10 protein-coding genes are annotated in these 16,186 nt (G+C 37.5%); 1 reads left to right on the top strand and 9 read right to left on the bottom strand.

All coding sequences use genetic code 11. The annotated features are described in order from the left end of the window. Positions 1–17 precede the first annotated feature (17 nt). Both QA584_RS09910 and QA584_RS09905 read right to left on the bottom strand, forming a co-directional pair. A complete protein-coding gene (locus tag QA584_RS09910; RefSeq protein ID WP_278274358.1) occupies positions 18–707 on the bottom strand; it encodes an MgtC/SapB family protein in 690 nt (229 codons plus the stop codon). Then, on the bottom strand, positions 700–825 hold the full coding sequence (locus tag QA584_RS09905) for a hypothetical protein (protein WP_278274357.1): 126 nt from the start codon (positions 823–825) through the stop codon (positions 700–702). The genes QA584_RS09910 and QA584_RS09905 overlap by 8 nt, the downstream gene beginning before the upstream one ends. A 389-nt stretch (positions 826–1,214) precedes the next feature. Here QA584_RS09905 and QA584_RS09900 point away from each other — a divergent pair, with 389 nt between their 5' ends. Then, positions 1,215–2,138, top strand: a complete 924-nt coding sequence (locus QA584_RS09900) for an ATP-dependent DNA ligase (protein ID WP_278274356.1) — start codon at positions 1,215–1,217, stop codon at positions 2,136–2,138. A gap of 143 nt (positions 2,139–2,281) precedes the next feature. On the opposite strand, the gene QA584_RS09895 is transcribed toward QA584_RS09900, so the two are convergent. The 7 genes from QA584_RS09895 to QA584_RS09865 form a co-directional block, all read right to left on the bottom strand. After that, positions 2,282–4,162 (bottom strand): APC family permease, encoded by a 1,881-nt coding sequence (locus QA584_RS09895; protein ID WP_278274355.1) that lies wholly within the window; start codon positions 4,160–4,162, stop codon positions 2,282–2,284. 368 nt (positions 4,163–4,530) lie between these two features. Then, positions 4,531–5,601 carry a branched-chain amino acid aminotransferase gene (locus tag QA584_RS09890; RefSeq protein WP_278274354.1) on the bottom strand — a complete coding sequence of 357 codons (1,071 nt, stop codon included), beginning with the start codon at positions 5,599–5,601 and terminating at the stop codon, positions 4,531–4,533. 74 nt (positions 5,602–5,675) lie between these two features. Further along, positions 5,676–6,554 (bottom strand): DegV family protein, encoded by an 879-nt coding sequence (locus QA584_RS09885; RefSeq protein ID WP_278274353.1) that lies wholly within the window; start codon positions 6,552–6,554, stop codon positions 5,676–5,678. 318 nt (positions 6,555–6,872) lie between these two features. Next, positions 6,873–8,033 (bottom strand): cyclopropane-fatty-acyl-phospholipid synthase family protein, encoded by a 1,161-nt coding sequence (locus QA584_RS09880; RefSeq protein WP_331487879.1) that lies wholly within the window; start codon positions 8,031–8,033, stop codon positions 6,873–6,875. 523 nt (positions 8,034–8,556) lie between these two features. Further along, positions 8,557–10,194, bottom strand: a complete 1,638-nt coding sequence (gene hcp, locus QA584_RS09875; protein ID WP_278274352.1) for a hydroxylamine reductase — start codon at positions 10,192–10,194, stop codon at positions 8,557–8,559. Between the two features lie 484 nt (positions 10,195–10,678). Then, a complete protein-coding gene (locus QA584_RS09870; protein ID WP_278274351.1) occupies positions 10,679–10,903 on the bottom strand; it encodes a hypothetical protein in 225 nt (74 codons plus the stop codon). A 180-nt stretch (positions 10,904–11,083) separates the two neighbouring features. Beyond that, positions 11,084–15,958, bottom strand: coding sequence for a metallophosphoesterase (locus QA584_RS09865; protein WP_278274350.1), 4,875 nt, complete (start codon positions 15,956–15,958; stop codon positions 11,084–11,086). Positions 15,959–16,186: the final 228 nt, after the last annotated feature.

Here is a 16,186-nt window from a genome sequence, read left to right as displayed (position 1 = left end):
ATTAACGCTCCTTCTTACTATATTTCTTCGACTACGACAACATCCTCCATGGAACTGAGCATAGTAATAACCTTCATATGATCGTGTTTTTCTTTCTGTTTAATTGTTACAAATAATCCAACCATATCTTCTGCAGTTTTCGATTTTATTATCTCCACATTTGTAAGTTCCATATTGTTACTCCGAATAAAATCAAAGAATTTGCTAATGCTTTTTACAGACTGCAGTTCAACATATAATTCCACCAGTTTCGTTTTTGACATGAAATAAGCGTCAAACCGATGGAGTAGTGTCATACTTCCCAATATAAAAATACATCCAATCAGTGCTCCTTCATAAAAACCGATACCAATTGCAAGCCCCATACAAGCCGATGCCCAGAGACCAGCCGCCGTTGTAAGTCCTTTTACCTGCTGTTTACCTGTGATTAAAATTGTTCCAGCGCCCAGAAAACCGATTCCACTGATTACCTGTGCCCCTAACCTGGTAGCGTCAGAATTGTATTTCATGACATCAATAATATATTGATTGGTTACCATAACTAAAGCGGAACCAATACACACCAATATATGAGTACGGAAACCGGCCGGTCTTTTTTTTCTCCCTCTGTCATATCCAATTAAACCTCCGCAGATGGCTGCAAGACTTAAACGTATTATAATTGATAGTGTATTTACTTCCCGTAAATTTAGTGTAAAATCATTCATTTATCTGATTCTCCTTTATCATTTCATCATATACACCCAATGCATATCCCAGACTGATCTGGGATACTGCCACAAATAAGAATGCGGGAAAGATTCTGAGTATGGCAACCTTTCTCATTATAAATTTCTTTCACTTTATGCACCTTCCACCTATTGGTTCCTGGAAAGTGTTGGAGGGGTAGTAGTAATGATATATATTTTAACCACTTATTGAGAGAATGTAAAGAAAGAATACGGGAAAGGTCTCTGTTACAGAATTTATTTTTATAAAAATATTCCAGGTCTCCCTATTACTATTTTTATTATTGTTAATATAATATACCAAATGTAATCTATTTTTGATTCAGGACAGAGTATATCTGCAGATTTCATAATATCCGTTTAAAAGCAGCATACTAAATATAAAAAATGAGGTGATTTTTATGCCGGTTACACACAAAATTTTGATAATAACCTTGCTAAAGAGTTCGGATAGCAGTAGAACTGACAGACTAAACGGTAGTGCCTATGGATATATTTGAGGATAAGTCTATACGTCCCATGCAAATCAAAGAAATGACTGATCCCTTTAATTCTCCGGACTACATCTATGAATTAGAACTAGACGGAATAAGATGTCTCATCTATCTGGACGAAACCAGTACAGATATACGAAACGATCGTAATCACTGCCTGTTGGCTGCATTTCCTGAACTCTCAGACCTTAATGCATATGTCAAAGGGAAATGTATATTGGACGGAGAATTAATCGTAATTAAACAGGGAATACCGGATAGTATGGAAGTACAACGCCGCTCCCTGTTAAATGAGTATTTAAAAATACAGTTAGCTTCTGCCCGTTATCCCGCATGTTTCGTAGCCTATGATATATTGTATATTAATAATAAACTGATAACGGATTTACCCCTTATAAACCGAAAAAAACTATTAGAAGAAACAGTAAATGAGACCGAAAAATTGTCAGTCTCCAGATATGTCCCTGAACGAGGTTTAGAGTTATTCAATCTGACGAAGCGGCAAAATTTAAAAGGCGTGATAGCCAAGGATAAAGCCAGTAAATATTATCCTGATAAAACTTCAAAAGAATGGATTAAGTTCAAATATCTAACGGATAAGGATTTTATCATATGCGGGTTTATTGCAAAAAAACCCAATGCCACAAGCCTTATTTTAGGAGAGTACCGGGGAAATAATTTATTCTATAAAGGTCATGTTACTTTTAACGGGTGCTCTGATTTTGAAAAAGAGTATCCCTGTGTAAGAAGAGCCGAATCTCCCTTTCATTTAATGCCCTCTGGGAACGAAGATGTGGTATGGCTGGAACCTACCCTGGTATGCCAAGTGCAGTATACCCCAAGTGAAAAAGGCTTCTTACGGAAACCGGTTTTTAAAGAAATCAGGAATAACAAGAAGCCTCCCAGCCTTTCATAGATTAAAGTCTGATTCGAGCATAACAGGGAAGTTTGAATATATTATATTTTAACAGAAAAGACGTAAAATACACTGACCTATTGGTTTACAGCTATTTTGCGTCTTTTTGATCTGTAATTACATTCTTATCCCTTACTGCTGTTTCATTCCTTGTTTTCCAGATGCTTATTACAGGAATTCCTGCCATCCAGCATATAATGAAACGGTACAATAACAGTTGAAATATTTTTATGCTTGCTTAAATGCTGACTAAAGAAATGCGCAGTCTGATTATGCAGAAAATTATCATACCAATGAGCGGTAATAAATTTAATAATTATAACCGAAATATTTTCACCATGGTTAAGCTCCCGCTCTCTCTGCCATAAATAATCATCCATAGGCTTTATTATGTCACGGTAAGGTGTTTCAATAATTTTAAGTTCTATTGGAATCTCAAGGCTTTCCCACTGTTTTCTTAGCTGCTGTGCATGGTCTGTATGGCGGCATACATGGAGGGCTGTAATATTATTTGATATGGAATTGGCATAATTGATTGCTTTTAAAAAGGGTTTATTTATATCATGTACTAAGAGAATACACTGAGTTGAGGTGACCCCATCCTTATCATAATAAGGATTAAACTTCTCCAGCTGAAGTTCTTTGCTTATTGCGGAATAATGTTTATGGATACAATACATTCCCATCATAATAGCAGGTATTGCAATTGCCAGTATCCAGGCGCCGTCCATAAACTTTGTTGAAAAAACAATAACGGATACAACTAAAGTAACAATTGCACCAAACCCGTTAATCCAGGACTTATGCTGCCAGTTCTTTTCTTTAATTACCCTCCATTTTTTGAACATACCATATTGGGCGATAGTAAAGGAGATAAAAACCCCCACCGAATAAAGCGGTATTAATCTATGGGTTTCACTTTTAAATCCAATGATCAGAAGTGAGGCCGCTATAAATATGAATAAAATACCGTTTGAAAAACTAAGTTTCGTTCCTCTTGAAGAAAATTGTCTGGGAACATACCCGTCATGTGCAAGGATATATAATAACTGCGGCAAGCCATTATAAGCTGTGTTTGCTGCCAGGATTAAAATCAGGGACGTAAATACCTGAATCACATAATACATAAACGTATGCCCGAATACTGCGGCAGAAATCTGTGACAATACGGTATGTCCTTCAACAGGAAGTACCTGAAGATGAATTGCTATTATGGACGTACCTCCAAATATAAAGACGATAATAGCACCCAGCATAAATAGGATGTGTTTTGCGTTCCTTGTAGAGGGTGCTTTAAAACTTGGCACAGCATTGCTTACTGCTTCTACTCCTGACATGGCTGAACAGCCTGAGGAAAAAGCTTTTAACAAAATCAGCAGACCAATTCCCTGTAAGGTTTCATCAGAAAGAATGGGAGTGGTATACTCTAACGGGTTTAAGGTTCCATTTATTAGCTTAATAAAACCACCTAAAATTAAAATTGCCATGGAAATAATAAAAATATAGGTTGGAAGACCAAATACTTTAGAAGCTTCCCTGACACCTCTTAAGTTAATCAATGTTATAATAGCTACGCAAATTAATGAAATCGGCACTTTGTAACTGTGCAGAGATGGAAACGCAGAAACTAAAGCTGCTGTTGATGAGGATATACTAACTGCAACGGTCATAATATAATCTATAGTTAAAGCCGCAGCGGAAAGTAAAGCAGCTGTTTTACCGATATTTTCTTTCGCTACGGCATAAGCACCGCCTCCATTGGGATAATGGTCAATAATCTGGGAATAGGATACTACCAGAATTATTAATAATAATAAAATAGGAATGATAATAAATGGCAGGGTATGAAAAGATAACAGTCCGATTGCCGGTACTAATATGAGTAATATTTCTTCGATTGCGTATGCGACAGAAGATACTGCATCACTTGCCATAATTGGCAAACCCCATAGTCTGGTCAGCTTTTCATGACTGAGCTCATTATTTTTCAAAGGTTTTCCAAGTATAACATCTTTTATGTTCATTACAATCTTCTCCTTAAAGTTAAGTGCTATGTTTCAAGCAAATTTCAACTAATTTTACTCATTTATCTTCATAACGTCAATATAATATTTGTACAATAACAAAGGGTTCAATTCCATATTATTTATGCATTTTAACTATAGGTTTTATTGTGCTTCGTCTATTTTTACAAGAAAAAATTGAACCGGATTTCTTGTATTTTTTATATAATTTACAGTATACACGCCGGGAAATGCTAGCCTCCTTTAAATAAGCTTTCCATTATAACTGAAATTTATTAGCAGTTTGTCCACATAAAAGTTACTGAATTCATCCTGATGAGAAAAAAATAAGAGCCGACCCTTTACAGGATTGACTCTTACACAAAATACTATTCTACTTCTATTGTCCAATTGAACTGGTCTTCTAGTTTACCTAACTGGATTCCGGTAATAGTATCATAGAATTTCTGACTGAACTCACCGATTCCACCGTCCTGAACTTTCATAATGTGGTCTTCCCACCTTAATTGACCTACTGGTGAGATAACTGCAGCAGTTCCGGTCCCAAAAACTTCTTCCAGAGAACCGTTTTTATGGGCTTCAAAAATTTCATCAATAGAGATTTTTCTCTCTTCTACCGGCAGCCCCCAGGATTTACTGAGACTAATAACCGAATCTCTGGTTACACCGGGTAAAATACTGCCGTTTAATTTAGGGGTAACAATTGTTCCATTTATTTTAAAGAAAATATTCATAGCGCCAACTTCTTCTATATATTTTCGTTCCACTCCATCTATCCATAATACCTGGGAATAACCTTCTTCATGAGCTTTTACCTGTGATCTTAAGGAGGCTACATAGTTACCACCGGTTTTAGCTTCACCGATACCGCCTTTAACGGCTCTGACATATTCATCCTCGATCCAGATTTTAACCGGATTTAATCCTTCCGGATAATATGCTCCTACAGGCGATAATATAATCATAAACAAATACGTATCCGAGGGTCTAACTCCCAAGAAAGGATCCGTTGCAATTACAAAAGGTCTAATATATAAAGAGGTACCTGGTTTACATGGAATCCAGGCTTCATCTATCTTAACTACAGCCTGTAAAGCCTGTAAAAAGTCTTCCTCCGGGATTTCAGGAATACAGATTCTGCGGTTGGTCTTATTGGCTCTTTCAATGTTTTTGTCAGGACGGAATAACAATACCCTGCCATCCTCAGCTTTATATGCTTTTAAACCTTCGAACATTTCCTGACCGTAATGAAATACCATAGCAGATGGTTCCAGACTTATTGGTTTATAAGGTTCGATTCTTGCATCATGCCATCCCTTGCCGGTTTCATAGTTCATTAAAAACATGTGATCTGTAAATATGGTTCCGAATTTTAAGGGATTCTCTGCACCAGGAAGTTCCTTTGGGGTTTTTGTTTTTTCGATTCTGATATCTAACATGATGTTCATCCTTCTTTCATAATTATTCAAAGTTTTCAATATAGTTACTATATTAGACTTACTGTATTTAATTTTCAAGTGTTTTTTATAACATCTTTTGCATCTTCATTGAAAAAAAAGATTCCTACTCCCCCGATTCCTAAATGGCTGCCAAGAACGCTTCCGATTTTATTAACGATAAACCGTGTACAGCCTAACCTTGATTTAATCAATTCCATCAGTGCTTCTGCAATTTCCGGATCATCGGCATGGCTGATGCCGATGATCTGGTTGGTCAGGCTTTTTGCCCTTTCCTCCAGTAAATCAACAACCGTATTCAAGGCTTTTTTTCTGCCTCTGACTTTATGTATCACTTCCATCTCTCCGTTCTTTACATCAAGAATCGGATTAATATTTAAGATATTGCCAATCATGCCTTGCGTTCTGCCTATTCTTCCGCCTTTGATAAGCCAGCTCAAATCAGGAATGGTAAAGATGTGCTCAACACAATTAATTAATTCTTTCACATAGTCTGATATTCTTTTAAACTCCAGATTACCGCCAAATGCCATCCTTGCTGCCTGTAATGCAATCAAGCCAGTCGCAGTAGAACCTCCTTTGGAATCAACTACTTCCATATTCACTTCCGGATATTTTTCCTTAACTTCACCTAAGACACTGTTTGCCAGCTGATAAGTTCCGGATAATGCCTGGGAAAATGACAGATATATGAACTCCCAGCCTGCCACAGCATATTCGCTAAATAAATTATAGATTGTTTCTGGACTTGGCTGTGAGGTCTTTGGCATAATTCCTTTTCGCATGGCTCCATAAACTTCATCAACTGTTATTGTTTTCTTATCCAGATATTCCTTATCTTCCAATAAAACCTTCAGGGGCAGCACCGAAATATCATATTTTTTTATATCTTCCTCCGGCAAATCACAGGTACTGTCTACTATAATTTTAATCATAAACTTGTCTTCCTTTTATATACTTGTCTTCCTTTTATATACTTGTCTTCCTTTTATATAATTCCTATTATTATAACATAATTATACTGGTACACAACTAAATTTTATGTAATATCCCTTGCACTAAATTTTATGTAATATCCCTTGCACAACTAAAATTTCAGAATATCTCTTTTAACTGCAGCTTATATTTTATATAGATTATTATGTCAATAGAGACTGACTGAAAAATCAATTCTGTTTCATATTGGCTTTTCAGCAGCCCCTATTATTTATCAATATTCAATGTTCAGTTTATAGATACTGGCTTGATGATACCTATACGACTCGAATCATAGGCAGGTCGTTTGCTGCTCCTTTGGACATCAGAATCTGATGGATATCGATAATACCGTTATTAAACGTTGCTGCACAGGAGGACAGGTACAGTTCCCACATTCTGGTGAACTCTTCTCCCATCATTGTCACAATTTCGTCCCGGTGTTCCAGAAAACGTTTTCTCCACCACAACAGAGTACGGTTATAGTGTCTTCGCAGGCTTTCCACATCTAATGTATATAGTTGATATTCCGGTAATATATGAATCAGCTCTCTTAAGCTTGGAACAGTTCCACCGGGAAAGATATATTTTTTAATCCAGGCATCTCCGGGATGTTCTTTTTGAGCCGTAATAGAATGGAGCAGGAATACACCCTTGTCCTTCAAAACATGATATACACTTTTAATGAATAATTCATAATTGTCCCTGCCGACATGTTCTAACATACCTACACTTACTACTCTGTCAAACAAAAGGTTGGACTTTTCCAAATCCCGGTAATCCATAATCTCGACATTCAAAAACTCCTCCAGGTTTTCTTCTTTAATCCGTTCTTTAAATTTATTATATTGTTCCTGGCTTAAGGTAATACCGGTACCTTTCACTTGATATTTTTTAGCGGCTTCAATTAATAGCGCCCCCCAGCCACAGCCGATATCTAGCAGGGTCATTCCGGGCTTTAAGAACAGTTTGTCCAGGGTATGGTGTATTTTGTTCATTTGTGCTTCATATAGTGTATTATTTTCATCTTTAAAATAAGCACAGGAATAACTTAAGGTCTCATCTAACCAAAGACTATAGAATTCATTTCCTATATCATAATGGGCCGTTACTTCTTTCTTTTGGTTTCCTTTACTGGTAGCTGAAAACAACAGGCTGTGGAGTTTGGATTTGTTCGTTGTAAACTTGCCCATCTGACCTAAGAACAGATTCAGAACCTCATATAAATCCTTGTCTACTTCCAGGTCTCCACGCATATAAGCTTCTCCAAGGGCAAGGGATGTACTGGTTAACAGTTCACTTTTGCTGATGGGCTTATTTAAGGTGACGGTAAACTGTGCCTCACCGCTTCCTATCTTTTTAATTTCTTTGTCTGATTTCAGATTAAATGCCACTGGAATTATATTTGACATATAATCAATAAAGAAATGATCAAACATGCTTTTACACCTCTCTTTTCTTTTTATAATTTAATTTGGACATATTATCCTTTTTATTGTATTCACTTCGCTGACGGCAGTTATACAATTGTATCTAAATTCTTTTGTAATCTATTAATTTTCGTTTTTTTTTACTCATTTCTGTCAACGGGGTATCAGCAATAAAATTTTCTACTTATTTTAGTGCAAGTTGGTTGATTTGTCAACCATAAATAGTATTTTTTGGTAATACATAAATAGTATTTTCTGGTAATACCTTTTCTCGCCAGACTCTTGCGCTGACGTGCTGTCACATCAGTGACACCTTCCTATTAAGCGTCATGCACCATTCTGCACAGAGTGCTTTTCATTTTACGAGGATAGTTCAGAAAACTTATCGTAAAATGAAAAGAAGAGCCAGCATAAATCCGGTGGATTTTATGCTGGCTCTTCTTTTCGCATATACTATTATCAAATTTTTATTATCAATTTATACTGCCATAATTATTTAGGTAGTAATAAATTGAAATCTTAATCTTAATTATTAGGCCATAAATAAATTAATATCATCTTCTACTGTTCCAATTCCTGCAATACCAAAGTTTTCAACTAATACTTTAGCTACATTCGGTGATAAGAAGGCAGGCAGGGTAGGTCCTAAGTGGATGTTTTTAACACCAAGGTATAACAGGGAAAGTAATACGATTACTGCTTTTTGCTCATACCAGGCAATGTTAAAGGCAAGAGGTAATTCATTGATATCCTCCAGACCGAATACTTCTTTTAACTTAAGGGCGATTAATGCCAGGGAGTAGGAATCGTTACATTGTCCGGCATCTAATACTCTGGGAATTCCGCCGATATCACCTAATTCCAGTTTGTTATATTTGTATTTTGCACAGCCTGCTGTTAATATTACGGTATCTTTTGGCAGAGCTTTCGCAAAGTCTGTGTAATAGTTTCTGGATTTTGCTCTACCATCACAGCCGGCCATTACAAAGAATTTCTTGATTTGTCCTGCTTTTACTGCGTCAACTACTTTATCTGCCAAGGCAAGTACCTGATTATGAGCAAATCCACCGATGATTTCTCCGGTTTCAATCTCTGTAGGAGCTGCGCATTTTTTCGCGTGTTCAATAATCTGGGAGAAGTCTTTTTTATCACCGTTCTCGCCAGGGATATGAGTGCATCCTGCAAATCCAGCTGCACCAGTTGTGTAGAGTCTGTCTTTATAGCTGGCTTTTGGAGGTACAATACAGTTGGTGGTCATTAAGATGGGGCCGTTAAAGGATTCGAATTCTTCCGTTTGTTTCCACCAGGCATTACCATAGTTACCTACAAAATGACTGTATTTCTTAAAGGCAGGATAATAGTGGGCCGGAAGCATTTCTGAATGGGTGTATACATCTACTCCGGTTCCTTCTGTCTGCTTAAGTAACTCTTCCATATCCTTAAGATCATGTCCGGAGATTAAGATTCCAGGGTTTTTGCCTACTCCGATATTTACTTTTGTAATTTCTGGGTTTCCGTAAGTAGTTGTATTAGCGGTATCCAGTAATGCCATACCATCTACCCCTACTTTACCGGTTTCAAGAGTAAGAGCAACTAATTCGTCTGCACTTAAGTTATCATTTAACATTTTTGCTAAAGTACTCTGCATGAATTCATGAATGGATTCATTGTCAAAACCTAAGGCAAGCGCATGTTTTACATAAGCGGAAAGTCCTTTTAATCCATAAGTGATTAATTCTCTAAGACTTCTTACATCTTCATTCTTAGTAGCCAGTACGCCAACAGTAACTGATTTGGCATCCAGTTCAGAAGCTGTTACTGCATCCCAAAGTGCTGCTTCTGATAAATCCTCTTTATTATTTAAGTTTCCTAATAATTCTCTTTTTGCAGCTAAAGTCATAGTAACACGGTCATAAAAGACCTTGTCGTCAAAGTTAGCGTTAGTAATAGTGGTAAACAAGTTAAGGGTTACTAAATGGTTGATATCGCCGCCAACTGTTTTTCCTTCTTCTCTTAATTTAGTGGTTACCTCGGAAAGACCTTTGGTAACATATACTAATAAATCCTGCATTCTTGCAAGGTCAGGGGACTTACCACATACACCGACTTTGGTGCAGCCTGAACATCCTGCGGTTTCCTGACATTGATAACAAAACATTGCATTTTCCATTTAACTTTTCCTCCGATTTGAATTCTTGTTTTATTGTTTTGTTGCTCTTGATGAGTTAATAATAAAACATTATCAATTCTTTTTCCGTAACATATGTTACGATTAGATAAATATATCGTAATTAAGGAAAACCTGGGCATAGAAGGAGTTGTTTTAAATATAGATTATTGAACCTGGGCTTAGAAGGAGCTGTTGCAAAATATAGATTGTAGACCTGGGCTTAGAAGGAGCTGTTGCAAAATATAGATTATTGACCTGGGCTTAGAAGGAGCTGTTGCAAATTATAGATTATTGACCTGGGCTTAGAAGGAGCTGTTGCAAATTATAGTTTATTGAACCTGGGCTTAGAATAAGGATTATATTTTGTAAAAATTTTGTTCCAAGATTGCGCGAATATGCGGCTGCATTCTCTTTCTTGCAGCCATTCGCGCATACTTTCCACAAAATTTTTACAAAATATAATCCTTATTCTCTCCCAGGTAATTTAGTCTTTGAAATGCAACAGCCCCTTCTCTCCCAGGTAATTTAGTCTTTGAAATGCAACAGCTCCTTCTCTCCCAGGTAATCTAGTCTTTGAATTTGCAACAGTTCCTTCTCTCCCAGGTAATCTAGTCTTTGAATTTGCAACAGCTCCTTCTCCCCCAGGTAATTTAGTCTTTGAAATGCAACACTCCTTCTCTCCCAGGTAATCTAGTCTTTGAATTTGCAACAGTTCCTTCTCTCCCAGGTAATCTAGTCTTTGAATTTACAACAGTTCCTTCTCTCCCAGGTAATCTAGTCTTTGAATTTACAACAGTTCCTTCTCTCCCAGGTATCTAGTCTTTGGGTTTGCAACAGCTTCACATGTTAACCTTAAATTTCAAGGATATATCTTTTTAAATTCATTTTCTTATAGCACAATTTTCTTTACAGCACTATAAGCACCGTATATTTTTTCTTTCCCAGATGTTTTATAAGCCCGTACCCTGGCATAATAAATATTGTCTTTTTTCATTTTTTGAATACTTTTTGAAACAATCTTGCTATTCTTTATTATTACTGTTTTTTTATCTTTCGTAAACTTTTTGTCGGCAGCATAGGTAATTTCATAACCTGTTATGTCTTTTGTACTTTTCCATGCCAATGTTAAAGTGCCGGGTGCTACACTCTTAATTTTAATTTCGGTCACCTGTTTGGGGGTAACCGTTATTCTTATTCTTTTTTCATTAGCATTAAAATTCTTGTCTTCTGCTGCTCTAAGGGTAATAACTGCAATACCGCAGCCTTTAACCGTTACTGTTCCATCTTTACCAACTACCGCTACCTTTGTATTATCAGACTGATACTTTATGCGTTTATTTCTGTTCGTTTTCGCTTTAACCGAAAATGGTTTATCACCATAAGCCTTTGTATAGGAAGTTTTTGCAGAGGTTACAAACTTTTGGGAGGCTTTGTTTACGGTTATATATACCGTAATATTCCTTATTACATTATATTTTGAGGTATTTTTTGGTGTGTAAATCAGTGAAAAGTTATGTATTCCGGCATCACCGACAGAGGTTGTTAACTTTTCTTTAAAGGTAAAGCCTTCGGGTAGAATAACATCTGCCAAGGTATCTCCATAAACCGCTGTCAATCCGGTTGGTATTGTGATATTTGGATTCATTTTTTCTTTCACTGTGTCTGGGGACTGGGTTGGTTCTGGATTTTGAGTCGGATCTGGGGTCTTTGTAGGTTCCGGTATTTTTGTGGGCTCTGGTATCTTAGTAGGCTCCGGAGTCGGCACTGGTTCCTCGGTAGGCAGAAATACAAATTCATTCACATCACTGCGGATTAGTAAACCTGCTGAGTTTTCCATAACCGTATACCAGCCGTACAGCACATCCTTAGACAATCCTTTCCATTCAATTTCTGCTGTTTTATGAATGCTTTGTGTGCTGCCTATGGTTTTACCGGTAAACAAAGCAGCTTCCATAAAGGTAGTGGTCAGAGACCTTGGGGTTCTGTTGAAATCGACTTTTAATTCATAAATATCCTGTTGTGAGGCAATTACGCCAGCCTCGTAAGAAGTAAGTTTATCGGAATCAAAATAATTATAATCCTTTAATTCCTCCGAGTAGGAATTCATATAGATTTTTCCGTTAGCCAGGTCAAAATAAAGCATTTTAACATAACCAGTACCGCCTTTTTCTGCGGACTGATAATCGGTACAGATCTGATATACCGTACGTTCCTTTACTCCATCATAATTGTCATCAAATGCCGTAATATTAATTGCTGCTCCATGATAGTGTCCATTTAAAACTGCAAAAACATTGGGGTTTTTAGCTACGACCTCTTTCTGAACCAAATTACCGGTATAATCCAGCGCGCCGGCTTCGGTAATATAGCGGTGTAAACACAAAATAGCTTTGCGGTCACTGTACTGCTTCAGTACTTTATCCATCCAGGCCACCTCATTTTTAAAAATGTCCCACCCCATGTATACGACAATCAATTCAACACCATCAACTGTCAGTAAATCATAGTGACCTAAATTATTCTTATAGGAACCGCCATAGACCTGGCTGTCTTTAAACCGGTTTTCACCAAAATATTTTAAGTAATTCTCATACAACTCATTTCCGGCGGCCACATCATGATTACCGGCTAGTACGCCGTAAGGCAGATTGGCAGCCTCAAAGTACTTCATATTTTTATCGGCACATTGCCACTGATAATCTTGTTCAAATTCATCTACTAAATCCCCTGTATGAATTGCATATTTTATTTTTTGATTTTCCTTTTCACTTACAATCCATTGATTCATCGTGGTGAAGGTTTCTGGCCAGCTTTCTGTATAATACTGGGTATCCGTAATCCAGGCAAAGGAAAAATCATATTGTCTTGGAATTCCTGTCCCATCCCACTTGTAATCATTTTTAAAAGTTCCTTTTTCCTTTATTCCGGCAGAAGGTGTGGTTTCTGTTCCCCTTGCCTGTACCAAAACTCTTGCCACCCCGTTTTGTACATGATCTTCCAATACAAACTCCGTCTTTTTTATGCCCTCTTCTTCATTAATAGTAAGAAGTTCCCAGCTATTAGTACTTATCTTGTAAACATAGAGCTGAACCGGTTTGTTATAGGAAACCTCTGCACCTATCTTTACCTGCAAGATGTCAGTGGGTTCACCTTCTGCCTGAATTTCATAAATCTGATATGGATATTCCCCGTTTTCTGATACCACCGTCCCAAGCGCCCCAGGCATCCTGCTGCCAGTGTAATCTCCGCTTCCCTGCCATATACTGATTTCCTTACCAGGCTTAAGCTGCCTGCCTTCATTAAAGGTCACTTTTGTATTATCCAGGACGGATTCCCCCAGCATAGCTTTCAGCAATATGCTGTCTTTTTTTCCTCCGGTCTGGGTCATGCTGTTTACTGCAATCTTACCGTTTAGATAAGTAAAGTCTACTGTCTGAACACCCTGATTATCATTTAAGTCCATAATTTTAACTACCAGTTTGTTATTTCCCTCTCTTAGTTCTGAACCTTTAAAGGCATACGGTGCTTTTAAAATCCTGCCGTTTAGATACACTTCCAGAGAATTCTCATTAACCCCCGTATCATCAGTAAAATTAAACTTCGCACTGCATAAATTATCTAACATTACATTGGTCTTTATCTCAGTTGCAATAAGAGGTGCTGTATTATCTACCCGGATCTGTATTTTCTTACTATCCTTAACCGAGGAAATGGTTACTTCATGGAGTCCGTCCTTTTCCAGGGTGGTATCCCAAACATAACCCAAGGCGTCGACCTTATCAGCCGGAACCATAAATTCTATGTCCAGCCGTTCAATCATGCCTTTACTATCTCCCATTTTATAAACCGTGTCCGGATCAATTCCGTTATCCGGATTCAGGACTGTGCCGTCTGTTAACACAAGATGGAAGCCGGTAGCCTTATAATCATCATTATTATTTGCATTGCCGATTTCAAAAGCACTTCCCTGAGTACCCGCCCATAAAGAAACTGTAATTACACCGCTGCCGTCCTCCCTGTAGGTAAAATAGGATTGATCCACAAATACCGCTTTCGAGGACATTACATTTGACCATTTAGCCAAATAGGTCAAGATGTTATCCCCAATTGATACCGCATTCTTAAAATAGCTGTCATTTCCGCTAAAACTAAAGGTAAAAAAAGCTCCTTTTTCCAATAGATTGACCTGCTTCATTTTGGTATTATCAATTTTTATTGAGACCGTTTCCTTATCCGATTTCGCTTTTGCCGTAATCAGCACATTCCCCGATAAGCTGTCCCCTTCTTTTATGTTAGTCCGGATTCCGGTAAAATCATCGATTTTATTTACTTTTATCCGCTTCACAGGTGTTATTGTACTGCGGTATAAATTAGTCCCTTCCAGATAATAATCTACATACTCCTGATTTAATAATTTATCTGCAGGTATTTTAGCAAAATATTTACCAGCTATCCGAAAAGAGGTTGTTTCAATAAATTGATAGTCCGTGGCAGATGAAGTCTTATAATATATGGATATTTTCTGTATTCCCATATCATCCTCATAGGAATAGGGAATATTAAGCTCCTGCCCTTCGTCAACACTTGTTATGGACTCATCCAGACAGGTAAGTACCGGTGCATTCTTTGTATCCCGAATCACTACGGTTATCATATAACCGGTTCCCTCCGCCGGCAGAACAGCCTCATTGCCTGCAAGGTCTCTGGCAAAGATCTGTATCCGGTACTGACCTAATTCCTCTGGTTTAAAATTGACCTCATAAGAAAAACCTCCGTTTGTTTCACCTTTAAAATCCATAAGTATATCCGTTGCAGTTCCTGTTAATGCCTCTGTTATCAATTGGTAAGTCATTTTGGCATCAGAAAGCAGCTCATCTGCAGTAACCTGGACGGATAAGGTATCGCCAAGCTGAATCTGTTGTACCGGCTCTTCCCAGGTGAGTCTTGGCGGCACGGTATCCGCAGCTGGCTCTTTATGATAGAGCAGCTGCTCCTCCTCTACAACACCAGGTGTGGGGAGGGAGTTTAGTTTATAAACAGACATAGTACTGCCGGAAACCGGTACTTTAAAATGTATACTTTTACCGGGTGAAGACTGATTTTGGCTATAACGGACAACCGATAGTGGTTTACCGTCTTTCTCCAAGGATATTTCTCCGGTTTTATCCAGTTCTTTTAAACCTGTCAAAGAATATACCGGTACTGCCAAATCAATGTGATTTGCATCCCTGAACTCTTGTAGTGCCGCCATCCCTTCTTCACGTAAATATTCCTGTCCGTTTAGCCATAAAATTGCTGCCGTATTTTCCGGTATTATGATATCTTCCCCGTACATCCCGTCCATGGTCAGCTCTTGGAATGAGATAGCCGAACCTGTTACACAACTGATCTTATAGTTATCCTTAAAATGAATATCCTCATCTGTACTATTATATAATTCGACATACTCCATTGGTTTCGCTGTACCAGAACCAATCCCGTTGTCTGAATTATTAAAATATAGTTCTGTAATAAATAATCCCTTTGCCTTTGCTGTTATTGCTGAACCTGTAACGACAGCAGGTATCTCTGTATTTTCAGTTTCATTTTCTCTCTCTTTTGTTAATTCTTTCATAGCCGTTTCATCATTTTGGTTCGTTACCTGGACTGCTCTGTAAGCCATTGCAGAAACTACGGGTTCTATGCCAAGTATTGAACATAGGGTAATTACACCGATTAATATAATTGAAATCCCTCTTTTGTAAAATAGGTGTTTTCTAAACATAAATTATCCTCCTTAACCCCTATCTACGCACATAAAAGTATTATTTAAAAAGGAAAAACCTTTTTAACATTTACTTTATATACTTAAATTGTAAATTATGGATAAGCTCTCGGTAATGTTTTGTTAAATTTTTCCTTTTCGTCTGTCTTTTCGTTCTTCCCCAAAATCTAAGGCCAGGCTGTTGCAACTTATGAATTTGAAGGTCATTTGCGGCTGTCAGGGCAGCTA

The organism is Anaerocolumna sp. AGMB13025, assembly GCF_029689925.1.
Classification (GTDB): Bacteria; Bacillota; Clostridia; order Lachnospirales; family Lachnospiraceae; genus Anaerocolumna.
The sequence above is the reverse complement of the archived record's forward strand: the minus strand, read 5'-3'. Positions and strand labels throughout refer to the sequence as shown.